26 protein-coding genes are annotated in these 24813 nt (G+C 44.9%); 16 read left to right on the forward strand and 10 right to left on the reverse strand.

Going from position 1 to position 24813, the window contains the following annotated elements; translation table 11 throughout:
• The first annotated feature begins 777 nt into the window (after positions 1–777).
• The 3 genes from QUA70_RS12845 (at position 778) to QUA70_RS12855 (ending at position 3916) form a co-directional block, all read left to right on the forward strand.
• Positions 778–2991, forward strand: coding sequence for an ATP-binding protein (locus QUA70_RS12845; RefSeq protein ID WP_333347560.1), 2214 nt, complete (start codon positions 778–780; stop codon positions 2989–2991).
• 165 nt (positions 2992–3156) lie between these two features.
• On the forward strand, positions 3157–3411 hold the full coding sequence (locus tag QUA70_RS12850; protein ID WP_333347557.1) for a type II toxin-antitoxin system HigB family toxin: 255 nt from the start codon (positions 3157–3159) through the stop codon (positions 3409–3411).
• A 100-nt stretch (positions 3412–3511) separates the two neighbouring features.
• Positions 3512–3916 carry a transcriptional regulator gene (locus QUA70_RS12855; RefSeq protein ID WP_333347554.1) on the forward strand — a complete coding sequence of 135 codons (405 nt, stop codon included), beginning with the start codon at positions 3512–3514 and terminating at the stop codon, positions 3914–3916.
• A gap of 82 nt (positions 3917–3998) precedes the next feature.
• Here the strand turns inward: QUA70_RS12855 and QUA70_RS12860 are convergent, their stop codons facing one another.
• Both QUA70_RS12860 and QUA70_RS12865 read right to left on the reverse strand, forming a co-directional pair.
• The gene (locus QUA70_RS12860; RefSeq protein ID WP_333328319.1) at positions 3999–5813 is read right to left on the reverse strand and encodes a GmrSD restriction endonuclease domain-containing protein; all 1815 of its coding nucleotides are present in this window, start codon (positions 5811–5813) and stop codon (positions 3999–4001) included.
• 313 nt (positions 5814–6126) lie between these two features.
• Positions 6127–6357: a helix-turn-helix transcriptional regulator gene (locus QUA70_RS12865; RefSeq protein WP_333328316.1), complete on the reverse strand. Its 231-nt coding sequence runs from the start codon at positions 6355–6357 to the stop codon at positions 6127–6129.
• A gap of 178 nt (positions 6358–6535) precedes the next feature.
• On the opposite strand from QUA70_RS12865, the gene QUA70_RS12870 reads away from it, so the two are divergent.
• Positions 6536–6733, forward strand: a complete 198-nt coding sequence (locus tag QUA70_RS12870) for a hypothetical protein (RefSeq protein ID WP_333328313.1) — start codon at positions 6536–6538, stop codon at positions 6731–6733.
• A 595-nt stretch (positions 6734–7328) separates the two neighbouring features.
• On the forward strand, positions 7329–8786 hold the full coding sequence (locus QUA70_RS12875; protein WP_333347550.1) for a response regulator: 1458 nt from the start codon (positions 7329–7331) through the stop codon (positions 8784–8786).
• A 145-nt stretch (positions 8787–8931) separates the two neighbouring features.
• Here the strand turns inward: QUA70_RS12875 and hisG are convergent, their stop codons facing one another.
• Entirely contained in the window at positions 8932–9576 is a 645-nt protein-coding gene (gene hisG / locus QUA70_RS12880; RefSeq protein WP_333347547.1) for an ATP phosphoribosyltransferase, read from the reverse strand.
• Positions 9577–9759: 183 nt separating this feature from the next.
• On the opposite strand from hisG, the gene QUA70_RS12885 reads away from it, so the two are divergent.
• From QUA70_RS12885 to rppA, 3 genes are all read left to right on the forward strand, one after another.
• Entirely contained in the window at positions 9760–10020 is a 261-nt protein-coding gene (locus QUA70_RS12885) for a hypothetical protein (protein ID WP_333328308.1), read from the forward strand.
• 157 nt (positions 10021–10177) lie between these two features.
• Positions 10178–10828 (forward strand): glutathione S-transferase family protein, encoded by a 651-nt coding sequence (locus tag QUA70_RS12890; protein ID WP_333347544.1) that lies wholly within the window; start codon positions 10178–10180, stop codon positions 10826–10828.
• 59 nt (positions 10829–10887) lie between these two features.
• Positions 10888–11574: a two-component system response regulator RppA gene (rppA, locus tag QUA70_RS12895; protein WP_333328303.1), complete on the forward strand. Its 687-nt coding sequence runs from the start codon at positions 10888–10890 to the stop codon at positions 11572–11574.
• Between the two features lie 213 nt (positions 11575–11787).
• Here the strand turns inward: rppA and QUA70_RS12900 are convergent, their stop codons facing one another.
• The 4 genes from QUA70_RS12900 to tmk form a co-directional block, all read right to left on the reverse strand.
• Entirely contained in the window at positions 11788–12624 is an 837-nt protein-coding gene (locus QUA70_RS12900; RefSeq protein ID WP_333347541.1) for a metallophosphoesterase, read from the reverse strand.
• Positions 12625–13195: 571 nt separating this feature from the next.
• A complete protein-coding gene (gene msrA, locus QUA70_RS12905) occupies positions 13196–13681 on the reverse strand; it encodes a peptide-methionine (S)-S-oxide reductase MsrA (RefSeq protein WP_445251633.1) in 486 nt (161 codons plus the stop codon).
• 27 nt (positions 13682–13708) lie between these two features.
• Entirely contained in the window at positions 13709–14671 is a 963-nt protein-coding gene (locus QUA70_RS12910; RefSeq protein ID WP_333347539.1) for a DNA polymerase III subunit delta', read from the reverse strand.
• Positions 14672–14940: 269 nt separating this feature from the next.
• Positions 14941–15609, reverse strand: a complete 669-nt coding sequence (gene tmk, locus QUA70_RS12915) for a dTMP kinase (protein WP_333328291.1) — start codon at positions 15607–15609, stop codon at positions 14941–14943.
• A gap of 105 nt (positions 15610–15714) precedes the next feature.
• Here tmk and QUA70_RS12920 point away from each other — a divergent pair, with 105 nt between their 5' ends.
• Positions 15715–16062 carry a hypothetical protein gene (locus tag QUA70_RS12920; RefSeq protein ID WP_190659999.1) on the forward strand — a complete coding sequence of 116 codons (348 nt, stop codon included), beginning with the start codon at positions 15715–15717 and terminating at the stop codon, positions 16060–16062.
• 197 nt (positions 16063–16259) lie between these two features.
• Here QUA70_RS12920 and QUA70_RS12925 read toward each other — a convergent pair whose 3' ends face one another.
• Positions 16260–18770: a heavy metal translocating P-type ATPase gene (locus QUA70_RS12925; RefSeq protein WP_333347537.1), complete on the reverse strand. Its 2511-nt coding sequence runs from the start codon at positions 18768–18770 to the stop codon at positions 16260–16262.
• Positions 18771–19071: 301 nt separating this feature from the next.
• Between QUA70_RS12925 and QUA70_RS12930 the strand changes: the two genes are divergently transcribed.
• The gene (locus QUA70_RS12930) at positions 19072–19278 is read left to right on the forward strand and encodes a DDE transposase family protein (RefSeq protein WP_333347535.1); all 207 of its coding nucleotides are present in this window, start codon (positions 19072–19074) and stop codon (positions 19276–19278) included.
• Positions 19279–19532: 254 nt separating this feature from the next.
• Here QUA70_RS12930 and ctpC read toward each other — a convergent pair whose 3' ends face one another.
• Complete coding sequence (ctpC, locus tag QUA70_RS12935; protein ID WP_333347532.1) at positions 19533–20888, reverse strand: carboxyl-terminal processing protease CtpC; 1356 nt, start codon at positions 20886–20888, stop codon at positions 19533–19535.
• A 315-nt stretch (positions 20889–21203) separates the two neighbouring features.
• Positions 21204–22424 (reverse strand): (E)-4-hydroxy-3-methylbut-2-enyl-diphosphate synthase, encoded by a 1221-nt coding sequence (gene ispG / locus QUA70_RS12940; protein WP_333328279.1) that lies wholly within the window; start codon positions 22422–22424, stop codon positions 21204–21206.
• A gap of 337 nt (positions 22425–22761) precedes the next feature.
• On the opposite strand from ispG, the gene QUA70_RS12945 reads away from it, so the two are divergent.
• From QUA70_RS12945 to QUA70_RS12970, 6 genes are read left to right on the forward strand one after another with little or no spacing between them, the layout of a single operon-like run.
• Positions 22762–23028, forward strand: coding sequence for a hypothetical protein (locus QUA70_RS12945; protein WP_333328276.1), 267 nt, complete (start codon positions 22762–22764; stop codon positions 23026–23028).
• A 57-nt stretch (positions 23029–23085) separates the two neighbouring features.
• A complete protein-coding gene (locus QUA70_RS12950; protein WP_333328274.1) occupies positions 23086–23496 on the forward strand; it encodes a hypothetical protein in 411 nt (136 codons plus the stop codon).
• Complete coding sequence (locus QUA70_RS12955) at positions 23496–23936, forward strand: hypothetical protein (protein ID WP_333328271.1); 441 nt, start codon at positions 23496–23498, stop codon at positions 23934–23936. Before QUA70_RS12950 ends, QUA70_RS12955 begins: the two co-directional genes overlap by 1 nt.
• Positions 23911–24027 carry a hypothetical protein gene (locus QUA70_RS12960; RefSeq protein ID WP_333251297.1) on the forward strand — a complete coding sequence of 39 codons (117 nt, stop codon included), beginning with the start codon at positions 23911–23913 and terminating at the stop codon, positions 24025–24027. The genes QUA70_RS12955 and QUA70_RS12960 overlap by 26 nt, the downstream gene beginning before the upstream one ends.
• 25 nt (positions 24028–24052) lie before the next feature.
• Complete coding sequence (locus QUA70_RS12965) at positions 24053–24262, forward strand: hypothetical protein (protein ID WP_333332950.1); 210 nt, start codon at positions 24053–24055, stop codon at positions 24260–24262.
• An 18-nt stretch (positions 24263–24280) separates the two neighbouring features.
• Positions 24281–24784: a DUF2243 domain-containing protein gene (locus QUA70_RS12970; RefSeq protein ID WP_333332952.1), complete on the forward strand. Its 504-nt coding sequence runs from the start codon at positions 24281–24283 to the stop codon at positions 24782–24784.
• Positions 24785–24813: the final 29 nt, after the last annotated feature.

Genomic DNA, 24813 nt, shown 5'->3' on the forward strand with positions numbered 1-24813 from the left:
CCCTCATTCTCTCCTTAACGGTGGCTCTAGTTCTTCTTTTGCCACCGTTCTCATCTTTGGTTAGTCTAAACTACAGTAATAACTCATACCATTGTAGATTTTAGACTTCGGCGTGACCGCTCAGTCGCACAATTTTAGATTAAATTATTGGGAATAACTGATTGTGTATGGGTTGGGATCACGAGCCTACAGTTGCTTTTTTGAAACTGATATCACTGTCTCCGGGTGCTTAGGGCGCGCCTTATGTTTATGTTTTTGAATCCAACACTTGCTTGAGCAGTTAATCCAAATAACCAAGTTATTGCTAATAAAATTTAAGGGTAATGTCATGATTGCATTTGACATATAGCAATCCTTGCAGGAGTCGTATTTTTTTTACCCCACCCCAACCCTCCCCGAACCCGCAGGGAGAAAGTAAGAAATTCACAAATTATTTAGGATTGCTATATGCTAATTTCTTATCAGCGGAATTAGTTTTTATTATGATGGGTCAATGTAGCACAGGGTTGGACACCATAGTTTCAAGTCAGATGCCATCAACTTCGACAGCATTGTTATTAAAAGATTTTGCTTTTATCATGATGCTTTCCGTCCTTATTACCTCATGATTAAGCAGTGTAGCCGATGCAGTCGAAAAGCCGTTCCGATCGCCCTCAGAAATTAGCAAGTGTTTCAGATCACAAAGCCGATCGATCGCCCTCACTGCCAAAAAACCTAAAATTATGTCACATTAAGTAAAAGGTGATCAAAGCAGTCTTGCCATATCCGTAGAAAGTTATGACAACAAAACTAAGAGCTACAGACACAAAGAAAATGGAGATAGATTGGCAGGAGTGGAGGGGAGACCAAGAACTAATTCTCAATCAAGTAGACAATGCGATCGCTTTGTTCGACTCGTCTGACTGCTTAGTTTTGTTTAACAAAAAATTGGCGGGAATCTGGGAACTGTCCCCAGAATGGCTGGAAACAAAGCCGAAGTGCCACTTGCTGTTTGCGGAAATTGTCGATCGGGGTTACTTGTCTGTTCAACAGTGGCAAGAGTTTCAGCAAGCACTGGAAACATCTCAGGATCAAAGTTTATCATTTTATTTCGAGCAATCCAATGCGGTTTGTTTGGAGGTGTGTGCCACTATTACCAACAGTGGCGGACGGCTGTTTACCTTTCGAGATGTTACGGTATACCAAAACTCCCAAGCTAGTTTGAACGCAGAAGTCAGACGGCTGAGATTTCTTTTAGGTTTAACCGAACGCCTGCAAAACTCTGACAGTTTGCGAGAAATAGGTCAGTTTGCCCTCACCTATCTGGTAGAGGCAATGAATGCAGCTTTCGGAGATGTCAAGGTGATTAGTGGCAAGGGAAACGATCGACAAGCGGCGGCGATTTCCAACCAAGTTTCTAGTCAATTTTTGGCTACTTACGGGGAACCGGTTGCCGCAGGAATGCAAGAATTGCTCGACAAAGGTATTCCCTACGGCAGAGGTTTGCTGTGGGAAGTGGTGAAAACTGGAAAACCTTTGTTCGTCGAGGATTATGCCCAACATCCCAATGCCGTGCCGGAATTTCGGCATCCGGGAATCGGACAACTGGGCATTTTTCCGATCGCAGCCACCGACGGTACAATTATTGGCGTACTGACGCTGGAGTCCCGCAACGTCAAAAAACTGCAAACCGCCCTCCACCAAGAAGTCCTGGAGGCTGCTTGCCGGACTCTGGGGGCGGCGATCGAGCGGGCTCAGACACAAGAAAACCTGCGCCAAGTTAACGAACAATTAGAGTATTCTTCTCAGTTGAAATCTGAGTTTTTAGCATCAATGTCCCACGAATTGCGGACGCCTCTCAACAGCATTCTCGGCTTTTCTGACTTGCTGCTGCGGCAAACAGCCGGACAGTTGAGCGATCGACAACTAAACTATACAGAACTGATCGAAAAAAGCGGCCAGCACTTGTTGCAGCTAATCAACGATATTCTCGACCTTTCTAAAATTGAAGCGGGTAAAGTAGAACTCAATTTACAGCCGGTGCGCGTTCACGAACTCGCCACAGACTGTCTGAAAATGATGCAGCCCCGCGCCGACAAAAAGCGGATAGCTTTGTCTTTAGAACTCGACTATCGAATTACTAAAGTTTGGCTCGACGAACGGCGAGTACGACAAATTGTGATTAATTTACTTTCCAATGCCATCAAATTTACCCCAGAACAGGGACAAGTTAAACTCATCGGGCGTTTGGCCTACGGCAGCGAAATAGAGGGCGACTACCGGCCCGATTGTTCTCCTGTAAATGCCAGCACTCCTTATTTTTGTTTTGAGGTAAAAGACTCCGGCATCGGCATTCCTCAAGACCGCTGGCACTTGCTATTTCGACCTTTTCAACAGGTGGATTCTTCCCTCACTAGGCGGCACGAAGGTACAGGTTTGGGTTTGGCTTTGACTAAGCGACTGGCAGAATTGCACGGGGGGACTGTTTCTTTTCAATCTGTTTGTGATCGGGGAAGTCTTTTCCGCGTTTGGCTGCCTTTGACGGAGATGCGTCAAGAGTTGGGAAATTTTGCTTCTTGTGCGTTGGATTCCAAGTTAGTTCCTGCTTCTGCTATTGCTTTACCAATTGGCAACAAGCGGATTTTAGTTGTCGAAGACCAGCCTTTTAACCAAATGTTAATTTCTGAGGTGATGGAATTGGAGGGGTACGGGGTAGAGGTACTCGCGGATGGGAAGGCGATGGTCGATCGTATTCTCGCCGCCTCTGCTGCCCCGCAGTTGCTGCCGGATTTGATTTTGATGGACATTCAGTTGCCGGATGTTGACGGCTTTGAGTTGATGCGTCGAGTTAAAGCAGATCCTGTCTGGGAGTCGGTACCGATGATTGCAGTGACGGCGATGGCGATGCCCGGTGATCGCGATCGATGTTTGGAAGCTGGCGCTTCTGGTTATTTGAGCAAGCCGCTGGATCTGAATTTGACGATCGCTACTGTCCGTTCTTTTCTCACTTAAACAGCATTTATACAAAGCTTCTCAAAGTAACTCTTAGCTTGCGCGGGATGAGAAAAGCTTGTCCATCAAAGTGCCAATAAAAATTTGCTTGAAATGATTTAGACGCGCTATATAATAGATAATGACGCGATTCAGACATCTAGAAAATATCATAATGATAGCTAAATGCACGTTATCAGTCGGAAAAAATTAAGAGACTACTGCCAAAGTCACGCTGATTCCTGCGAAGCGCTTGATGACTGGTATAAAATTGCCACTAAAGCAGCCTGGACTAATCTTGTTGAAGTTCAAGCTGTTTATCTCAAAGCTGAAGCAGTTGGAAATTTTACAGTTTTTAATATCAAAGGAAATAAATATCGCTTAATCGCGAGTATTAACCATGAGAAGCAAATTATTTATGTAAAATACGTTTTCACATGATCGGATCTTGCACTGCGATCCAACTAGCCGAATGAGAAGCAAATTATTTATGTAAAATACGTTTTCACTCACGCCGAGTATGATAAGGAAACCTGGAAAAATGACTATTACTTTTGACCTAAAAATTTACAGTAGCTTGCTCTCTCAATATCAGCCTCGAATTATCAAAACTGAAGAGGAAAACGAGATATTTTTGGAAATTGTTGAAGAATTACTCTCACGTCCAAATCTGACTCCAGAAGAAGATGCGCTGTTGGAACTGCTGGTAAAACTGATTGAGGATTTTGAAGACCGGCACTATCAACTTAATACATCAACGCCAAAGTCAAGGCTGCTGCATTTGATGGATGCTCGGAGTCTAGAAGCAGAGGATTTAGTAGAAATTATGGGTTCAAGTGAGGCGGTAGTTGAGGTAATTAACGATCGGCTAGAAATCAGCAAGAAACAAGCTGAGGCTTTGGGGAGGTTTTTTCACGTCGATCCGGGGTTGTTTTTGTTCAATTAAGCGATCGCACTCTGTAATGTCTCGGAGGGCGATCGCTTCCAAGTGTATTGATTTGATGAGGGTGAGGGCGATCGCGTCTATATTACTTGAAGAGATTGTAAACTGCTGCTATCTGCTCACCAGCTACTTCTTGCGGTACATCTTGCGATTTCTTTTCATGTCCATCACGGATATACAGCTTACCTCCATACCATACTGGCTCATCACCAGCCCTTACCTCAATCATTAATACTGTGTGATCCATATATGTGATGGGAGTTACCTTTGTATTAACCGCTGTTTTTAACCATTCAGGTAATTGTGAATCACGAATTTTTCTAGTAATGAAAAGACCGTAATCATCAATGTCAGTTTTTTTAAGAGATGCTTCTCTCTCTAAACCCACGATACCAAATGAGTAAAACCGAGGGGCTACAATATTGTCTAAACTTTCAATAAGTTGAGTATCTTTTTCTTTGTCAGACACGCCGATAAATATGTACCCTTTCTGTCCTTTGCCTAAGTTTGCCATTGCAGCAATATTTTGTAGAATTTTATCAAAATTTTTATCATCAAATTTTCTATTCTTTTCGTCTAAACTATAAAGCCCTTGTTTAAAATCATAATTAGGAGCCTCAGTTTTTGATCGTCTCAAGTAAACTTCAAAATCTACAGCATATGACCCACTACTACGAGTCGAACTATTTGATGGTTTAAAATAATTTTGCACCAAGCCTTTAGTAAGATTTATGTTTTTAATTCTATTTTCTATTGTGGTAGTTGGACTCGTTTTAATCTTTGTAATCAAGCCCGATACAGCCTTAAAAATTTGCTCATAGTCAAATGGCTCTTGTGAGTTTTTTATAATAAGATCGTAAAAGGTCATAAACAACGTATAAAAAGGTTCTTTTACGGGATTTCCTACTCCTGACCTACGGCTCAATTTATTTCTTAAAAAGTTCTTTTCATTATCTAATGCTGACGCCTTAATTGCATTTTTGATGTGGGATAGAACCATTTTAATATCTTGTGTCAGATTGTCTGCTCCATATTTAGCAATTCCTAGTTGGATTTCATCTAAATTATTATCTTCACCTTTTCCATAGTAAGAGTCGAAGTTTTCTTTACTAGCTGCAAAAGGCTTTCCCAATGCTACAGAGAGTATTATGTCTGCTATTAGCTGCTCATCCTCGCTGTCCCGTAAACCAGAAACACGTAAAACGCCTTGATGACACCAAAATGTATCTTCCGCAAGCACTCCATAGCCTAGATCGATGGATTTAGCATCAATACTAATTTCGGGCATATCCGTGAGTGGCAGTTCTTCCTTGGAGACATCACCACGAATTTCAGAAGCAAGTTGTCTCACTAATCCTGAAAATTCTGTTGTCACTCCTGCCTGTCTTACTTCTTGAGCTGATAAATGTTTACCATTGGAGTTAATTCGGTTAAAGATATCTTCAATTTCTGTAATCGAATTTGCTCTATAACTTGTGACCGCGAGGGAATATTCTAAAAACTTAGCACACTTATCAGCATCAAAAAAAGTTGGAGGCTTGTTTTCAGGGTATACAGCTTTAAATTCGCCTTTTTGACATAACTGATGGGCCAAGGGATGGTTAGTTAAATCAAAATATTTTTCTTGAACGGTAAACTGATTTTCAATAAAACTGAATATTGCATTAAGTCTCTGCATTCCATCAATTATTTCATATATATCTTCTCCATCACTACTTTTGACTTCTCCAAGTAAAATCAATGGAATTGGATAATTCAGTAATAAACTCTCTATGAGACAAGCCTTTTCCGCTTTTGTCCATACAAGCTTGCGTTGATATCTACGGTTGACGATTAACTTTTGCGTTCTATAAAGTCGGTACAACTCTAAGACACTTATACCTTTTGGAGTAATGCTCATAATATCTCTATTTTCACTATGAATAGTTAACTCTAATTACAGCCATTGAGCTAATAGTTAGACGCTACTTCTCTTTCTCTCATACAAGTATGATATCACACACCTCATAACAGGGTTAGCTATTTTCTTATTTGTGCAAGCATTACAGCGTACTCATCAGATAAATCATCCACACATTGGCGCTTAGTAGACATCACAATTTCAGCAAGAAGCTGAAAAAATTAACATTAATTTCATTTCCACGCTCAAAGCAATCGTCCAGATAGCGATCGCACGCCTCATCCCTCCTATAAAAATGCAACAGCGATCGCACTCACTCCTCAAAAGAATTATCTCCAAGCAATTCCAACAACTCATCCCAAGAACAGCCAAACGTTTCCTTAATCCGACTAACTGGGTCTATTTCTATCTTCGCCATTGGCTGCATTGCATAACGGCGAACGGTAGTGTATGTGACACCAGAACGTCTGCTTAGTTCGTTAAGGCTCCAGTTCCGCTCTTCGCAAAGCTCTTTGACTCTAACTTTTACTCGATACATACCCATTAGCTTATGAGTATTTCAGTGTCAGAACTAGAACTTTCACACCTATGTACTTAAGTATATACGTTGACATATATGCGCTAGCGCTATAAAATGAATAATCAAGTCAAAAGCCAGCGCCTCTACCTACCAAGTGTCCGCGCTGGCTCTGGCTCCCTTATGCAATGGAGATAAAACCATTATGACTTACAAAGAGTGCCTCAAGCCTTGGGCGGTTGCCCGTTTGCTTCCCAATTTGCAATGGGCGATTGTCGGGCGATACCGCAATCGATCGGACGCTGACGGACATCTTCAGTTGTGTCGCCAGCGAGTCCCCAATATCCGATTGAAAGTTGTGTTTGCTTTGCCCGATCACACTGATTTGACACCTCATGACTGATAACCGATCATAGGAATCGGTTTTTTTAGGCAGAACTTACGCACCCCCGACAAAGAAACCGGGTTTTTTACCTAATCTGCGGACTACAGCCGAGGATTTGCGTAAAAAAACCCGGTTTCTGGCCACCCGTGCGTCCAGGACTATTAGGGAAAAGGAAAACAGCCCTACGTGAGGCTGTCTTCGATCGCACTATTGTATTTGCCACTGCTGGGCCTCCTACTTTTCCAACTGCCACTAATGCTGGGTTCACTGCCACAGAGGTGTAATTTATTACATTTTATGACGCGAAACGCTAAACTCAATAGTAGAGAAAGTTTAGATTGAATGTAAAATCAACTTCTATTAACCTAACTCAACTATTACGGCGATCGGGGGCATCTCTTTTCAGGAACGAGGGGAAAGGGTCAAGAATACAGCACAATCAGTTCTGGACGCTATTAGACTAAAGAAACCGAGTTTTTTACCCCGATTAAAAGTCTGCATGCAGTATTTTCGGAAAAAATCCGATTTCTAGGCGATCGTGCGTCAATCGTAGCTAAATAGCTAAATCCTTCGTCCTTGCCGATCGGTGGCCAAACTTTACCTATCATATTCCATGTCAAACAAGTCGCCCTGCATCATGTTGGTTGATGACGAGCCAGCTAATCTGATTTTACTGGAAGAGTTATTGCACATGAAAGGATACACCACAGTATCAGCGCTATCTGGCGATGAAGCGCTCTCCCTCGCCCGCGCATCTCGACCCGATTTAATTTTACTAGATATTATGATGCCCGAGATGGACGGTTTTGATGTGTGCGATCGCCTGCGGAAGGATACGGCATTGCAAACTGTACCGGTGATTTTTTTGACTGCCCTCGATGACGATACCTCTCGCATCAAAGGGCTAGAAATGATGGCCGATGATTATTTGACCAAGCCTTTTAACAGCCGCTTGTTGCTGGCGAAAGTTGAAAATATTTTGCAGTTGAGTCAAATGCGATCGCAAGCTGTATCTTCCCAATTCCACCAGCAAGTCAGAGAGCAAAGCAAACGCCAAATCGCCGCAGCTTGGGAAGCCAACGAATATCTTGCCCAAAAATTTCAGCTATTTGTGCCTGAGCAAATTCTTGGACGGATTGCACCGCAAGGAATAGAATCTATTCAGTTGGGCAATGTCACAGAAGAAGAGCTGACTATTTTATTTTGCGACATTCGCGGGTTTACTGCCATCGCAGAATCTCAAGAAGCTCGCGAGACTTTTGAATGGTTGAACGCTTTTTTCACTAAAATGAACGATTGCATAACGTCTCACGCTGGGTTTATTGATAAATACCTAGGCGATGCAATCATGGCAGTATTTGACAAGCCGAATTCTCACGCTATGGATGCGATCGAAGCCGCAGTAGCAATGCAAGAAACTTTGCAAGAATTTAATGCCAGTCGCCACAAGTACAATTTAGAATCTCCCCTCAATATTGGTACGGGAATTAACACAGGTATCGGCATGATCGGCACTTTGGGTTCCGATCGCCGCATGGACTCTACAGTCATCGGCGATGTGGTAAATACAGCTTCTCGGTTAGAAAATTTAACTAAAATATACGGTTGCCAAATTATTGTTAGCGAAAATGCGATCGTTCATGCAAGAGAATTTCTAAATGGCATAAGTCTGAACTCACACTCAAAAGAAAGTCTATTATTAAAGTGCGACTTGGAAGTGGAAACACAGGAGAGTATTATTTCTACTTCTGGGGCGACTGCGGCAGGCAGCTATTCGCCAAGCAACAATTATTACTATCGCTGGATCGATCGAGTAACCCCGCGTGGCAAGCAGCAAGCTATAGAAATCTACGAAATCTGGGCCGCCTCCTGTCCCGACTCTGAAGCAAAGCAGCTTACCCAGGGTTTATTTGACAAAGGAATTCAAGGATGGCAATCCGAAAAAATTGTCGCCGCCTTGGGATATTTTCAGCAACTAATCGAACAAAACCCTGCGGATACAGTTGTCCGTTTTTATATAAATCGCTGCCAGGAAAAACTAGGTTTTATACCGGGAAATAGCAGTTCATAAAGATTTAACTTGTTGGGCGGGCTACAAGCCCACCCTACAATAGTTTAGACCTATTATAAAAGTAGCTAACTATCCTGCGTTGTGTTTGTGGTTTCCCTATCAATGAAAGATTTATCCAATAAGTCTACTCTAATTAGAGTTGGCATCAAACTGTCGTCAAAACTTGCTCTCTCAACTTCCCGATCAACTCATTCACACCTCCGGTATTCAAACGGTAACTCAAAGGATGACCGATCAAATAAGCCGAACTTTCAAACAAAACATCAATTTCTACCAAACCATTTTCCCGCAAAGTTTTGCCAGTCGAAACCAAATCCACAATAGCCTCCGACATACCCGTAATCGGCCCCAACTCCACAGAACCGTAAAGTGGCACAATTTCCACCGGCAAATTCAAATTGTGAAAATATTCCCTTGCACAGTGTACGAACTTAGAAGCAACTCTACCGTGAGGAGGCAAATCCACCGTTCGCTTGTAAGAACTAGATTCTTTCACTGCCACCGACAGCCGACACTTGCCAAATTTTAAATCAATTAAATTGGCAACTTTCGGCTTTTTTTCCCGCAAAACATCATAGCCAGCAATCCCCAGATCAGCTTGACCGTATTCCACATAAACCGGCACGTCGTGGGTCCTTACTAGCAAAGCTTTTGCAGTGCCAGTAGGGTCATAAATTTGAAGCTGTCGGTTAGAGGAATCGAGAAAAGCACTGAAGTCTAATCCAACCGATTTAAACAGCCGAATGCTATCTCCTAATAATCCGCCTTTGGGAAGTGCAACAGTAATCATGTCAATTTTTAGAGTCTAAATTGCTTAATTTGGCAAGGGGACGATCGCGGCACAAGCATAAACAGCTTTTGCCCAACTCAGAATAACACATAGAGTTCATAGCAAAAAATAAATTTATGGTATTGCTCGCTCCTTTGTTTGGGTATATATTATATTAAGTCACTTTTTTAAAGGGCGGTCAGTATGGAAAACGATCGAGAGTTTGACAGTCAAGAATTTGACGGAGAATTTCCCAGTGTAGACCCGGATTACCTGAAAATTACAGTAGATGAAATCCTCTCAGGCGGCGGTGTAGAGGCCGAGGAAATGGACTATACAGTAGCCGTACCTACCCCTAAACACGCCATAACCCGAAAGACCTCAGTGGATGTGAACTCAAGCGTGTTCGATGACGCCGCCAGATCGCTGTTTGCAGAAAAACGCGGAACGCTGGGAGGCTGTTAATGTAAAATGCTTGCAGAGGCTGGTGCACAGAACTGGACGATCGCCTGTTAGCGAAGCCCTCGAAGAGGAGCGCCATTCAGTATCACGCCCCTAGCAGTGTATTCAACTCTCAAACTTAAAATTTAACCGGCGATTGCAAATAGCTGACAGCTAAATTATGACCGAATTGACACTTGTTATTGGCAACAAAAATTATTCCTCTTGGTCGCTGCGTGCTTGGTTGACAATGAAACAAGCTGGACTAAAATTTTCCGAGGTGAGAATCCCCTTAGACTGGCCGACAACCCATGAAGAAATTCGGCGCTATTCTCCTTCGGGAAAAGTGCCAGTTTTAATCGACGGCGATCTGAAAGTGTGGGAATCTTTAGCAATTTGCGAATACGTTGCCGATCGCTTTGCAAATGATTTGTGGCCGGCGGATGTAGCGGAACGGGCGATCGCCCGTTCTATTGCCGCCGAAATGCACGCGGGGTTCCAAAATTTGCGCGAAAATATGCCGATGGACTGCCGCAACCGCTATCCGGGAGAAGGGATGACTCCCGGTGTAGAAGCAGAGATCGATCGCATCTTTTCCATTTGGCGCGAATGCCGCCAACAATTCGGGACAGGTGGCAATATGCTGTTCGGAAAATTCACAGTGGTTGACGCTATGTTTGCCCCAGTTGTGATGCGTTTTGTCACCTACGGAGTCAAATTAGATTCAGTAGCAAAAGCTTATGCGGATGCGATTTTGGCCTTGCCGGCCATCCAGGAATGGGTAGCAGCAGCTTGCAGCGAATCGGAAAGTATTGCCCACATTAAAATCTAGGAAAAATCAGTTTACTTAACTTAAAATCTCAAATTTTAAGCCTCAAATATGAAATCAGGATGCGGATTCTTTTAGTTGATGATGAAGTTGAGTTAACTGACCCTTTGAGTCGAGTTTTAAGCCGCGAAGGTTATACAGTTGATGTGGCATTTGACGGAGAAATTGGCAGCAATTTAGCCATGCAGGGCAATTACGATTTGCTAATTTTGGATTGGATGCTGCCGAGACAAACTGGACTGACAATTTGCCAGAAGTTGCGATCGCAAGGACGGAGTACGCCAGTGCTATTTCTCACCGCCAAAGATACCGTAGACGATCGCGTACAAGGACTCGACGCCGGTGCAGACGACTATTTAGTCAAACCTTTTGAACTGCGAGAACTCCTAGCCCGAGTCCGCGCATTATTGCGGCGGCCTCCTACTTTTGATGCCGAGGTTGCTGTCGGGCGGCTGCAAGTGGCAGATTTACAGCTAGACTACGACAATCAATTAGCTTATCGCGGCGATCGTACAATTGATTTATCAGAAAAAGAATGTCAGTTGTTAGAATACTTAATGCGCCATCCTGGTCAATTGCTAACACACGAACAAATCCACCAGTATTTGTGGAGTGAAGCAGAAAAACCCAGCAGCAATGTATTAGCCGCTCAAATTCGCCTGCTGCGGCGCAAAATAGAAGCACCGGGCGAATCTGTGCTAATCCACACAGTCTACGGCAGAGGCTATCGCTTTGGAGAAGCCAATTAAAAATAATAGCAATTGTACAAAAATCCCTCTTCCCTCTTCCCTCTTCCCTCTTCCTGACATCCATTACATCCGTTACACAATCCGTTGCCGAACTTCCCTCTTCCTGACATCCATTACATCCGTTACATCGGTGGAGCGAATCCGTTGCCCAACTTCCTTTTTCCCTCTGCTATATTGTCTATTATCGGGAAAGTGTGCACCCTAAACCCGCCCTTACGGATGTTGAGAAACTAAAGTAATTACTGTCACCTCCGGCGGACAAAATAGCCTTCCCGGCGCATAAGTTCCCAAACCGCGATTCACGTACAGCAAATTACTCCCAACCTGATGCAAACCGCTAGCCCATTCCCAGTGAGTAACTACTCGATCCCAAGCCGACATAAAAGGAATGAACTTTCGGATTGGTTGAGGAATCCAATAGCCAATTTTTCTGACCCAAGCGTACAAAGGGCCGATACCGGGAATAACGATTTGACCGCCGTGAGTGTGCCCAGACAACTGCAAATCAATCCGCCAATTTTGCAGTTTTTCCGCAGTATCGGGATTGTGAGACAAAACAATCCGAGGAATCGCGGGATTTATTGATGCCATTACAGGTTTAGGCGCAAAATCGCCCGACCAAAAATCTGCCATACCAACTAAAGCCAATTCTGACCCCAAAGGATAGACTGCTTCGTTGTACAAAACCCGAATTTCGACGCTATTTAAAGCCTTAGTAACCTCTCTTTTTGCCTCCGGCCAATAGTGGTCGTGATTGCCCAAAACCGCGTAAATTCCCACCCGACTTTGCAAGTTTTTCAATCGCTGCACTAAGCCGTAAATAGGTGCGGGGTCATAGCTAATAAAGTCACCAGTTAAAAAAATCAGGTCTGGTTCGGCTTCATTGGCTGCTGCAATCGCCTCTTCTAGCAACCATTCCGACAGTCGCACCCCGTCATAGTGAAAGTCAGTAAGCTGTACAATTTTAGTACCGGATAGATTTGCTGGAAGATTGGCGATGGGTATTGTTAAATACTCTACCCGCAATTTTCCAGTTAATAACCTGTGCATAAATCTAATGTTTCGTGATAACAGAGCGCCACCTCTAGCTTAGCAAATAAACAGGCGAGACTGCCAAACTAGATATTATTTCCTTTTTGTTTTGTCATCGGACTAAGGGCTACTAATTGCTGACTAATGACTACCGTCCTAAATGCCAAAAGTGGGATTACGTCAATTTAATTTAAACATAAATTCCCAAGCTTTATTTAGGCTTTCTTGCAAAATTATTTGGGTGTTACGTCCCCAACTAATACAGCATTTTTATAAAATTATGACTGGCGTAACAATCTGTTTAAAACGCTATCAATCCTCTTCAGATTAGCATTCCCCGCCCCGCATCTATATTCTTTTGGCAATTGTCAAAGCTGAGATTTGTGTCGCCTCCCCATCGCATCGGCTTACCACACGGGGATTGCCCCTACCAAACACTATCTCATCACTAATGATTTATTACTGAGTAGGTGGAAATAAACAAAGCTTGGGGGAGCCCGGGTTTTGCATTAATAATAAACTGTGGCTAGTATATAATTGCCTTAGCCGCCCCTAATATCTTTTATTTTTGGTCGCGTCTGCCTACTTGTTAACTAATAACTTTTGACGAATGTCGCTTCTTCTCAATATATTGCTGGTGGTAATCCTCTGCCATATAAAATTCAGCAGCAGGTTTGATTTCGGTAGCAATATCTTTGTTGTATTTACCGGAAATTTGCAATTTTTGTTTGGAGAGGCGAGCGGCTTTTTCTTGTTCGGAATTATGATAAAAAATCACAGACCTGTACTGTTCGCCTCTGTCGGGGCCTTGGCGATTGATTTGGGTAGGATCGTGACAGTTCCAGAATACATCTAGCAGTGCTTCGTAACTCACCTGCGATCGATCGTACTCTACCAGCACTGATTCAGCGTGACCAGTGACTCTGGCGCAAACATCTAGGTAGCAGGGATTCGGCCAGTGACCTCCGGTGTAGCCCGCAGCAGTCGAGACGACACCCACAACGGCGCGAAACTTGTGTTCAACTCCCCAAAAACAACCGGCGGCAAATGTGGCTTTTTCCATGGTGTTATTCATCGTATTGCGCTCAAACTTGGCAATAAATTATGCTTGACATATTCCCATTAGTGTGCATTCCCAAACTAATCGCGGCTGTACGTAGTTTAGCAAATATTGTCGTGCTTTCTCCAAGGGTTCTAAGGGCGATCGACTAATTCCTCCGGCCAAAAATTGTTGCCAGTAACAGTGCTGTAAATAATCGATTAACCACAACTGAGATTCAGTATCTAAAGTTTTATCAATTTCCTTGGCCAATTCCAAAGCAGACCGCAGATTTTGAGGCAACTGCTTCACCTTTTGCAGCAAATCATCGGGTATTGATTGCAGTTGCTGCCAAATAGCAATTGCCTCGCCAGGACTGCCTTGAGCCATCCCCAGTACCTCGGGATGGGATAAAATCTCTGCGAATCCGGCTTGCTGCAAAACTTGTGCCATTGCTTCGGGATTCAGCCGAGAAAACTGGATTTTTTGACAACGGGAAATTAAAGTTTGCAGCAAACCTTCCACAGTTGGAGCAATTAAAATTAAGGCTGCTTTTCCCGGTTCTTCCAATGTCTTCAACAAACCGTTAGCGGCTCCCTCACCCATTGTTTCTGCTTGTTCCAACACTACGACTGAACGCGCAGCTTCTAGCGGCGGCCGGCTGAGAAAATCACCGATTTCTCGAACTTGTTCTAAACGAATTTGTGGTGGGGCTTTCCGCTTTAAACCGGCTTCCTCTGCTTCCTTTGGCGTAAGCCGTTTACCTTGGTTCATGTAAGTTGGTTCTACCCAAAGTAAGTCTGGATGATTGCGCTGCTGCACGCGATTTTGCACGGAGGCTATTAGTCTGGTTTCAGGAAGATTGGCTGAGAATAAAAGCTCGATGAAAGACTGAGCCGCTAAACTTTTGCCGATGCCGTTAGAGCCGACAAATAAATAACCAGGAGCAATTCGGTTGCGCTCGACTGCTTGTGTTAGCAATTCTACTGCTCGCTCTTGTCCGATTAATGATGTGAAATAATTCATGTTTGCTCAGGAAGAAGAAAGTTCGGCAACGGATTATGTAACGGATGTAACGGATGTAACGGATATGAGGATGAAGGATGAAGGATGAAGGAAGAAAATCTAGGGTTTCAGCAATTAAGAACATCTTAACCGTCGGGGGTGGTTGCTATAAGACCAAAAGGTTATTGTGGTTTAATGGACTGCTAAATAATTGTTTTGAGTTAAGAACGTAAATTGTAAGTTGCCGGAGCCGCACACAGCATTGCCGTGTCTCTACACATTATCTAGCGCTATTTTTCAGAATTGGTATTATTTAAATATCCCCAAGCTTCTAACCTGCTAGTTACAATAGCTTGAATTTCCTGAGCGACTTCATATTCAGGGCGATCGGCATTTATCCGGACAATTCGAGATTTATTTTCCTCGGCTAACTCCGCAAAACCTTGCTGCACAAGGCGGTGAAACTTCAAATCGGCTTGCTCGATCCGATCGCACCCTCCCCGGGCCCTTACCCTAGCCAAACCCGCTTCCACATTAATATCCAGCCACAAAGTCAGATCGCTTTCCAAGCCGCCGGTGGCAATGTCATTCAACTGCTTAATTAAATTTAAGTTAAGACCGCGGCCGTAGCCCTGATAAGCAATCGTAGAATCAGTAAAGCGATCGCATAAAACAATCGTTCCTTTCGATAACTCGGGTTGGAGAAAAGTTTCGACGTGTTGAGCGCGATCGGCAGCGTACATGAGTAATTCTGCTCGATCGGATACAGATTCGCCCCCATCTTGTTTCAGCAGCAAATGTCGCAGTCCCCTTCCCAGCTCAGTACCCCCCGGTTCGCGAGTAGCCACCAAGCGGACTCTCAGACAGCAACTTGCTTGCAGGAACTGTATCAACCGCTGCATTTGCGTAGTTTTACCCGCACCTTCAACCCCCTCAAACACGATAAGTTTGCCCTTCATTGCCCTAACTTTCCACCTGAATAAAATAAATCCATATTGTTCTGTTCATCGGTTCTAGGTTCGGTATGATAATAAAGTCTAAATGCCTCACGGCTGGAGTTTTTTATGGCTCGCTATACTGGTTTTTTTATCGTTGCCGTTCCCATCGACCGTCTCCGTCAGTCCCTGATTGAAATTTTAGAGTCATGCAATCTTGATATTATCTACAATACAGGAGATTCCGTCATGGCTCGCGAGCTCCCAGGTCAAGTTTCGATTGCCAAACTTGTCACCGCAGAAGTCCTAATTGAGAAAAACACGGCTAGCGACTCAGAGGTTCGCATGAACTTCGTGATTAAAAACGAAGAACTGCCACTGCAAACCAACAACCACTGCCGTCAAATGTTCGAGCTAGTGAGTCGTTCAATTATGAACAACAATAACTGGCGGCTCTTGGAAAGTATGGCACTGTAGCCATCAGTCAGTCAATTTGAGGTGTGAGATTTTCGATTGATTCTACAGATGAATCAGGGGGTTCTAACTAACGTCGAAACTTCTTGGCTTTCGACTCCTGGTGTGAGGGGTTTGTCACCCTCTTGGGATGAGGTCATCAGTCATTAATTTCTAACTAATGACCGATGGCCTCCGACTTTTATATGCAATCCCTAAATTTAAGCTCGAAATCCCCGGCGCAAAAACAAAGAATTTGTAACCACGCTAACAGAACTAAACGCCATAAATGCTCCGGCCGCGGCAGGACTGAGTAGAATTCCGGTTGCAGGCAGCAAGATACCCGCTGCTACCGGAATTCCCAGAGTATTGTAACCAAAAGCCCAAAATAAATTTTGGCGAATCTTATTAAAAGTAGCGCGCCCCAGCTCGATCGACTCAACAACATCCATCAAAGCATTTCGCATCAGCACAATTTGAGCAGTTTCAACTGCGACATCAGTGCCACAGTGCAAACCGATACCGACATCAGCTTGAGCCAAAGCCGGCGCGTCATTGATGCCATCCCCCACCACAGCCACTTTACAGCCTTGGGCTTGCAAAGTTGCGATCGCCCGCGCCTTCCCTTCCGGCCGGACTTCGGCCAAAACATCAGCCGCCGTCAAATCTAGCTGCTGCGCCGTCGCCGCCGCCGCTGACGCCGTATCCCCCGTCAGCATCATCACCCGCAATCCCATGCCCCGCAAACGTTCCACCGCCTCCTTAGCATCCGGCCTCAGAGTATCTTTTAACCCGATTACCCCCAGCAAAACGCCCCCTGAAGCCACATAAACCGCCGTTTTGCCTTTGCAAGAACCCAAAAGTTCCATCGCCACAGCCACCCCCTGCTTCTTCATCCACTCGGCATTCCCCGCGAACACGCGCCGGCCCTCCACCAAAGCAGAAACCCCGAAGCCCGGTTCCGTGCAGAAATCTTCAGCAGCTAGCAGCGGCAAACCTTGCTGTTGAGCTTCCAGCAAAATCGCTGCGGCGATGGGATGACACGCGCCCCTTTCCACCGCCGCCGCAATTTGCAGCAGTTTTGAATTAACCGCACTCCCAGAAACTCCATCAATTGTGGAACAAACATCTTGCCTGTTTCCCACATTAATATCTGAATTCCAATCCCACTCCGAATTCTGGAAAATAGGCAAATAATCTGTGAGTGTGAGATTTCCGGTTGTCAGAGTGCCAGTCTTGTCAAAAACCACCGTATCTAATTGATGCACCCGTTCTAAAACATCACCACCGCGAATTAAAAGCCCGCGCTCCGCGCCGATGCCAGAACCGACTAAAATTGCAGTTGGGGTAGCCAGTCCCAAAGCGCAAGGACAAGCAATGACTAAAACTGCGATCGCCAATTTCAAACTTAACAGCAAAGGCGATTGATAATGGATAATTGGCAGTTGATTTCCCATATTCATTGCCCCGTGTCCCATATCCATTGCCCCCTGTCCTACAAGCACAGAAGGCCAAATATGAGTGCCGGCAAAATACCAAAATAGGAAAGTCAAAAGCGATATCGCCATTACCCCATACACAAAATATCCTGCAACAGTATCAGCTAAATTTTGAATCGGCGCTTTGCGAGTTTGGGCTGCCTGCACCAAAGCCACCATTTGAGCTACAGTTGTTTCCTTACCGGTGCGAGTTGCCCGCATCACAACTGCCCCGGATTTATTGATAGTTCCCGCCGCAACTGTATCTCCTGGTTGCTTCAAAACCGGCATCGATTCGCCAGTCAGCATCGACTCATCTATCGTTGTTTTGCCTTCGCAGACTTCACCGTCTACCGGTATTTTTTCCCCTGGCAAAACTTGCAGCCATTCTCCGACTCGGACGCGATCGGCTGGAATTTCAATGTATTGTGGATCGTAGACCTCTGATGTCGAATTTAAAGGCAATTCTTGCGATCGCAAATCCAAACTCGAAAGTTTAAAATCAACTAAGCGGGCTTTCGCCGGTTGCAATGCGATTAAAGCTTGCAAAGCAGATGCAGCGCGCCGTCTGGCTTGCTGTTCGAGAGTTTTGCCCAACAAAATAAAGCCCAGCAGCATCACCGGTTCATCAAAAAAGCACTCCCATCCCATCCGTGGAAACAGCAGCGCCGCGTTGCTAGCCGTGTAAGCTGTGACAGCGCCTAAAGCGACCAAAGTATTCATGTTGGGTGCATTTCGCCACAAACTGCGGCACCCGTCAACGATAATCGGGCGGCCCGGTAGCAGCAAAGCTAGGGTGGCGAGTCCCCAGTGAAACCAAATATTGGTGAGAATTGGGGCTTTTGTGCCGAGTACGTGACCTAAACCGGATAGAATAATTAGGATAAGGGCGATCGTCAATTGCTTGATTTGCTGTCGAATTTCTTGCCCCCGCCGTTCAATTGTTGCCGCTTCTGCTTCCTGCTGATTTTCACCTGAACGAGACTGAGAGGGAAATCCATTATCAGTCAACTTTTTCGCTAAAGCCTCTGCATCGACAGTCCCCGGTTGACACTCAACCGTCGCGACTTCTACGGCCAAGTTAACGCAAGCTGAAATGACGCCTGAATACTGCATAAGTTGGCGTTCCACAGCTTTCGCGCAGCCGGCACATTTCATCCCGCCGACATCGAAAGTAACAAGTTCTGGCGGTGATTCGTTAACGGGTAGGATTTCGGGTTGAATTTCGGGAATTGTTTTGGGCAAAAATTGCATGGTTTTTTTTGGTATTGATTAGAATATTTGGGTAGTTCTGAAAGGATTTAATGCACTGTTTAGACAAATGTCTATATTTTTATCATAGATAAATTTTGTGGCATCTTCCAAAAGTGTTAGTTTTTTTTAATTCTTATTAGTTGCAGGCGGTTAAATCCTCAGTCCAGAAGGGGTTTCAGCCACTACTAGAATGCGAGTTTAATGCTAAGACACGCCTTGGACACGGCAGTGCCGTTTCCCTATTTGATATAATGAGCCAATTGCCTAGTTAGTATCCAGCTTTTATTTTACGAATTTAGCTATGACAGAAAAACCCAAATTTTATATTATCAAACGTCCTGCCGGTAATTGCGAAATTTTGTCGTTGGCGGAGCCCTCGCAGAGGATCGCGCAACTCGAACAACAAAACCCCACTATTATTGAAAAGTGGGGCCCTTACGATTCGCCCGAAGATGCCATAGCCCGCCGCATCGGATTAATTCGCGCCGGAAAATGCCAGCCGCAATGACCAAAAGCATCCAGGATACAAGCCCCCGGATTCATCCGTGGAGAAATAAAAAACCTGTATCCGATAAAGGAGCCCCCGAATTTATCCGTGGGGTCAATGCTTCAATTCTTTAATCTAAAATCTAAAATCTAAAATCGATTGACTCGCAATGACGGATAGCAAAAAATAGCGAAGCATTCGAGTTTAAAATCTTGGCTTTTAGCCGTAAATCTTCCCCCGAATGCTTTTTTTAACTGAAACCTTACACAGGTTTTCTATTTAGATTTAGAAGGTGCTGCACTAGGTTTTGCTTGCGCTGCATTTGGCTTAGGTGGCGCTGCATTCGGTTTCGACTCCGCCTTATTGTTCCCTGTTTTACCAGTAACTTGCTGTGTCAAAACTTCCATAGCTTTTGCGTACTGCGGATCGGCCGTCGTAGCAATTTTATCGCGATCGCGCCTCAATTCCTGTTTTTGAGCGTCAGTGAGTTCTACCTTAAAATCCGGTTCAATCCCGGCCTTGTTGATATCAGTGCCCTTGGGAGTAAAATACTTGGCAATTGTCACCGCCAAACCGGCACCATTTCCCACGCCGCGTACAGACTGCACCAAACCTTTACCAAACGTCTTTGTTCCCACTAAAACCGCGCGTTTGTTGTCTTGCAAAGCACCGGATAGAATCTCGCTAGCACTTGCTGAACCGCCGTCTACCAGTACAACTAACGGTTTGTCTGTGAGCTCTGCCTTATTTGCCGTTTGTTTATCGGCCTCACCGACTCGATCGACCGTCGAGACGATCGTACCTTCTTTGAGCCACATCCGAGCAATTTCAATACTTCCGTACAGCAACCCGCCGGGATTTGAACGCAAGTCTAGAATATAGCCCGTTACCTTTTTCTGTTCCAAATCCTTAATTGCCGATCGCATTTCCGATGCAGCATTCGCACTAAACTGATTTAAGCGAATATAGCCGACTTCTCCGATGGGAGTTTTCTGCACCGACTTCCGCACAGGATGAATTTCAATTTTAGCGCGTTTCAGCTTAAATTCTAATTCCTTGTTTTCCCGCACAATAGTCAGCGTCACCTCAGTATTCGCCTGGCCGCGAATCAAAGTTACCGCTTGATTCGTATCCATGCCTTCTGTGCTCTTGCCGTCAATCTTAATAATGATATCTTTTGCCAGAATACCAGCAGTAAAAGCAGGGGTATCTTCGATCGGCGAAATCACCACCAACTTCTTAGTTTCCTCATCTTGAGTCAACTGAATCCCAACTCCTGTGAGTTCCCCAGAAGTTTCAACCTGCATATTTCTGAACTCTTGAGGGTCCATAAACCGCGTATAAGGATCGTCCAGCTTCTTCAGCATTTCCCGAATTGCTTTGTAAGCTTCGTCGTCGCTGGTATAAGTCCGATTCAAATAATCATTCCGCACCGCTTTCCAGTCAACCTGGTTAAAAGTGCCATCAACATAACTTTTGTCAATAATTTGCCAAACTTCATCAACCAACTCTTTAGGGCTTCCCCGAAAAGAAGCCAGAGATTTAGAACTGCAACCAGTGTTCGCAAGTGTTACAGCAGTGAGTACCACCGCTGCTGCACTTAGAAAAAGCCCTCGTTTTGTTATAACCATTTGTGTGACGCGCGGGACGAAAAGAGTTCAGAATAATTACGCTCAATCTAACACAGGCAAGGCTCGGTCGTAGTTGGCGTACATATATTATTCAACTTTGCCGAGTTCTGCGGTGTCAACTTAAGACTGAAACCTTCTATCTCCATGTTTGTACCGAAGCGTAGATCCCCCTAAATCCCCCTTAAAAAGGGGGACTTCGAGCCCTCTTGTCCCCCCCTTAACAAGGACTTTGAGCGCTCTTGTCCCCCCCTTACTAAGGGGGGCTAGGGGGGATCTCCGGGTTTAACAACAGGCATTAGGAGCGATCGACAGCAATTAAGGATCAACCCAGCGATCGTCCGATTTAATCAAGTCAATCAATTCTGCCACGCCTCGGTCTTCCGGCACCTTCTTAATTTCTTCCCGGCCCCGGTACAGCGAAATATAACCCGGTTGCTTCCCGACATAGCCGTAGTCAGCATCAGCCATTTCTCCGGGCCCATTGACAATACAGCCCATTACTGCTATGTCCAAACCGGTGAGATGCTTGGTCGCCTCTCTCACTTTGTGTAAAACTTCCTCTAAATTAAACAAAGTGCGACCGCAGGAAGGACAAGCGACATACTCAACCATCGTTTTCCGCAGTCCCAAGGCTTGCAGAATGCTGTAGCAAACCGGAATCTCCTTTTCTGGGGCCTCTGTCAGCGAGACGCGGATGGTGTCGCCGATACCGTCAGTCAGCAGCGGTGCAAGGCCTGCGGTGGATTTGATGCGGCCGTATTCGCCGTCTCCTGCTTCCGTCACGCCCAAATGTAGCGGGTAATCCATGCCGAGTTCGTCCATCCGGTGCACCATCAAGCGGTAAGCAGCAACCATCACGGGTGCACGGGAGGCTTTCAGGGAAAGTACGATATTTCGGAAGTCGAGGGATTCGCAAATTTTGATGAATTCCAGGGCCGATTCCACCATGCCTTCGGGCGTGTCGCCGTAGGTAAACAGCATCCGTTCGGCGAGGGAACCGTGATTAACGCCGATTCGCAAAGCTTTGCCTTGGTCGCGCAGGGAAATTACCAGAGGTTCCAGGGTTTCGCGGATTTTTTCGCCAATTTCGGCGAATTCGCTGTCGGTGTATTCGCTTCTGTCGGCTTTCGGCTTCTCGAACACGTAAAGTCCGGGATTGATTCTCACTTTGTCTACGTGTTTGGCGACTTCCAGGGCAATTTTCATGCCGTTGTGGTGGACATCGGCAACGAGGGGCACGGGTTGGTAGGTGGCGTGCAGTTTTTGCTTGATTTCGGCTAAAGCTTTGGCGTGGGCCATGCTGGGCACGGTGACGCGGACTATTTCGCAGCCAATCTCGTGCAAGCGCCGAATTCCGGCGACTGAACCGTCGATGTCGAGGGTGTCTTCGTTAATCATCGACTGTACGACGACGGGGTAGCCGCCGCCGATGGTGACGCTACCGACTTTGACGGGCCGGGTTTTGCGGCGTTTGATGGTGGTGTCGAAGGTTGGTTCGGTGGTGAGGGTTTTAGTGGGGTTCGGCAGAGTTTGCATAACTGGTTGCTAGTGTTCTGTAATTAGAGTTTATAAAATTGTGTCTGCTGTTTTTTAGGTTTGCACAGAAAGGGTCTGTTTGGGCAATGAGGTTTTGGGATTTAGGATTTTTGATAGAAGTACGATCGAACTTGTAACTCACTTTATGTAGTTTTGGGCGATCGGGCGATCGATTTTTTAGTATTAAAATTTAACATTCCGGGCTGCCAGGATACCCATTCCACAGATGAATCCGGGGGCTTGTTTAACGGTTGATAAATTTCAGGTAGAATAGAAAATTATTGTGGGCGATCGTATCTAGCAAAAATATCTAGATAGTTGGGAGTCTTAAACACTTATGCCAGATGAAACGATTTGGATTGTGACTGCCGATACTTCGGACGAGTCTCCTCAACTTGTTACTGCTGATGGTGGGAAGACAGCCCTCGGAATGGGAGGAGCGCCTTTCTTAGATGTGGACGCACCGCCGAAGTCTTCTACACCGCCCCAAAAGTTGCGAAAGAAACAGGTGAATTTAGAATTCACAATTTTTGTGAGGGCACCATTGTGGGGAATAGGGGGAATAGAGAGTCTCTTCTCTCGCGTCGAGACTTGCAAGGTCTAACATCTAAGCGTTTCAGAACTTTGTTAACTACGGATAGATTAAAGCCACTCGAATACAATGTTAGAAAAAGGTGCAATAAGTGGCAGACCTTTCACTCCCTCAAAAGCTGGCGGCAAGATTCTCAACTTATCTTATCAAAATGTTAAAATTACTGATAAAGGCGTTGGCTTAGTTGAAGCTCATGTTCGCAGATTTAAGCCAGTTGGTGAAGCTGAGCTAAAAATGGTTGAAAGGTTAAGAAGTATCGCCACCCAAACCCTTGTAGCTGAGCCTGTTGATTTACGCTTTTATACTCACGAGTTACGCGAGTATCTTAGGTATAAAAAGCTTGGCTACCCAACAGGACAACCCCCTGACCCGGATCAGGCTTATGAACTTTGGAACAATGCTCACACAGCTACTCTTGAAGATTATAAATTAAAAGAAGGATTCGGCGTTTTATTTCATCCGAGCGTAGAGGAATTTTGATGAAAAACCTAACTCAATTAACCCAGCTTGAATTAGTGCTGCTGCAATTAGTAGCTAAAGGTCAAGGAAAGTGGAGTTGGTACGAACTCGCGAATGCACTTTCCCGTAGAGATGTACCGCGAGAACCTGACATGATGGTTGTCTTAAAAAAACTGGCTGCTGATGGCTTGGTTAAACGATATGTAGAAACAAATTCGCCTCGCGACAGATGGGAATTGACTCCAGAAGGGTCTATTGTGTTGGCAAACCCAAAAGCATATACTCAAAGCAGAATTAGAATTTATGCAATTGGCATCCAGAAATCAGAAAGCAATTCTTCGACTTATTTTACCATAGTTCCCGGGATGCCTAGGAACAGGAATTCTTCGGCTTATTTTCCCAGAGATCCCCGGAGACCTAGGAACAGGAAGAACAATCGAGGAAGTAGAACAGCAAATTAAAGCAGCAATAGTTTTTCATTTAGAAGAGTTGCGTCAATCTGGTTCGTCTATTCCTGAAGCCAGGACTTTATGCAAATATGTTGAGGTTTAATGTAATGAAAACTATCAATTAGTATGTGGATGGTGTTGTAAAAGTTATTGCAGGCAAGATTCGATCGCACTTTCCAATCATCCATCAAAAATCAACGCGCGTTAGCGAAGCCCTCGAAGAGGATCGCACTTTACTCGATAAATCTATCTCGCGGATGATGCGATCGCCCCTCCTCCCCAGCAAAACTAAAAAATGTATTGGCAAATCCCTTCACCGACCCAGACTCAGCAGTTAAATAATCTGAGGTTTTCCATTGGACGATCGCACAAACTCACCAGCCACCCCTGTTAACAACCGCCGACCTCTAATTATCGCAGGAATTCTCCTCGGTATCGGTCAATCCGGCTTTTTTGACGGCATTGTGATCCATCAACTCCTCCAGTGGCACCATATGTTTAGCAGCGTTAAAACCGATGCTACTGTTGGCGGTTTAGAATTAAATACCCTCGGAGATGGACTGTTTCACGCTGCGGATTGGTTGGTAACAGTAGCGGGAATCCTCTGTTTGTGGAGTGCTGTGAAGCGCAAAGATGTTCCTTTGTCAACTCAAACTTTTTTCGGTTCAATATTAATTGGTGCTGGATTGTTTGACTTTGTTGAAGGCATTGTTGACCATCAAATTTTGGGAATCCACCACGTCAAACCCGGTATCAACGAGTTAGCTTGGGATTTAGGATTTCTCGCTCTTGGAGTTAGTTTAGCGCTGTTAGGTTGGATGCTGGTACAGAGTGAAGTTCCCGCAGATACTAAAGTTTAAATGAATGCAGAGATTGGGAATTCTACCAA

Origin of the sequence: Microcoleus sp. LAD1_D5, from assembly GCF_036702115.1 — a bacterium.
In the GTDB taxonomy this organism is placed as follows: Bacteria; Cyanobacteriota; Cyanobacteriia; order Cyanobacteriales; family Microcoleaceae; genus Microcoleus.

Coding starts and splice junctions, on each gene's coding strand:
- QUA70_RS12910 (WP_333347539.1), bottom strand. CDS start 14,671: ATGAATTATTTCACATCATTAATCGGACAAGAGCGAGCAGTAGAATTG.
- QUA70_RS12920 (WP_190659999.1), top strand. CDS start 15,715: ATGGCTCGCTATACTGGTTTTTTTATCGTTGCCGTTCCCATCGACCGT.
- QUA70_RS12945 (WP_333328276.1), top strand. CDS start 22,762: ATGCCAGATGAAACGATTTGGATTGTGACTGCCGATACTTCGGACGAG.
- ispG (WP_333328279.1), bottom strand. CDS start 22,424: ATGCAAACTCTGCCGAACCCCACTAAAACCCTCACCACCGAACCAACC.
- QUA70_RS12865 (WP_333328316.1), bottom strand. CDS start 6,357: ATGGGTATGTATCGAGTAAAAGTTAGAGTCAAAGAGCTTTGCGAAGAG.
- QUA70_RS12870 (WP_333328313.1), top strand. CDS start 6,536: ATGACTTACAAAGAGTGCCTCAAGCCTTGGGCGGTTGCCCGTTTGCTT.
- QUA70_RS12955 (WP_333328271.1), top strand. CDS start 23,496: ATGAAAAACCTAACTCAATTAACCCAGCTTGAATTAGTGCTGCTGCAA.
- QUA70_RS12950 (WP_333328274.1), top strand. CDS start 23,086: ATGTTAGAAAAAGGTGCAATAAGTGGCAGACCTTTCACTCCCTCAAAA.
- QUA70_RS12875 (WP_333347550.1), top strand. CDS start 7,329: ATGTCAAACAAGTCGCCCTGCATCATGTTGGTTGATGACGAGCCAGCT.
- QUA70_RS12845 (WP_333347560.1), top strand. CDS start 778: ATGACAACAAAACTAAGAGCTACAGACACAAAGAAAATGGAGATAGAT.
- QUA70_RS12930 (WP_333347535.1), top strand. CDS start 19,072: ATGACAGAAAAACCCAAATTTTATATTATCAAACGTCCTGCCGGTAAT.
- ctpC (WP_333347532.1), bottom strand. CDS start 20,888: ATGGTTATAACAAAACGAGGGCTTTTTCTAAGTGCAGCAGCGGTGGTA.
- tmk (WP_333328291.1), bottom strand. CDS start 15,609: ATGAAGGGCAAACTTATCGTGTTTGAGGGGGTTGAAGGTGCGGGTAAA.
- msrA (WP_445251633.1), bottom strand. CDS start 13,681: ATGAATAACACCATGGAAAAAGCCACATTTGCCGCCGGTTGTTTTTGG.
- QUA70_RS12925 (WP_333347537.1), bottom strand. CDS start 18,770: ATGCAATTTTTGCCCAAAACAATTCCCGAAATTCAACCCGAAATCCTA.
- QUA70_RS12860 (WP_333328319.1), bottom strand. CDS start 5,813: ATGAGCATTACTCCAAAAGGTATAAGTGTCTTAGAGTTGTACCGACTT.
- QUA70_RS12890 (WP_333347544.1), top strand. CDS start 10,178: ATGACCGAATTGACACTTGTTATTGGCAACAAAAATTATTCCTCTTGG.
- QUA70_RS12885 (WP_333328308.1), top strand. CDS start 9,760: ATGGAAAACGATCGAGAGTTTGACAGTCAAGAATTTGACGGAGAATTT.
- QUA70_RS12900 (WP_333347541.1), bottom strand. CDS start 12,624: ATGCACAGGTTATTAACTGGAAAATTGCGGGTAGAGTATTTAACAATA.
- rppA (WP_333328303.1), top strand. CDS start 10,888: ATGCGGATTCTTTTAGTTGATGATGAAGTTGAGTTAACTGACCCTTTG.
- QUA70_RS12855 (WP_333347554.1), top strand. CDS start 3,512: ATGACTATTACTTTTGACCTAAAAATTTACAGTAGCTTGCTCTCTCAA.
- QUA70_RS12850 (WP_333347557.1), top strand. CDS start 3,157: ATGCACGTTATCAGTCGGAAAAAATTAAGAGACTACTGCCAAAGTCAC.
- hisG (WP_333347547.1), bottom strand. CDS start 9,576: ATGATTACTGTTGCACTTCCCAAAGGCGGATTATTAGGAGATAGCATT.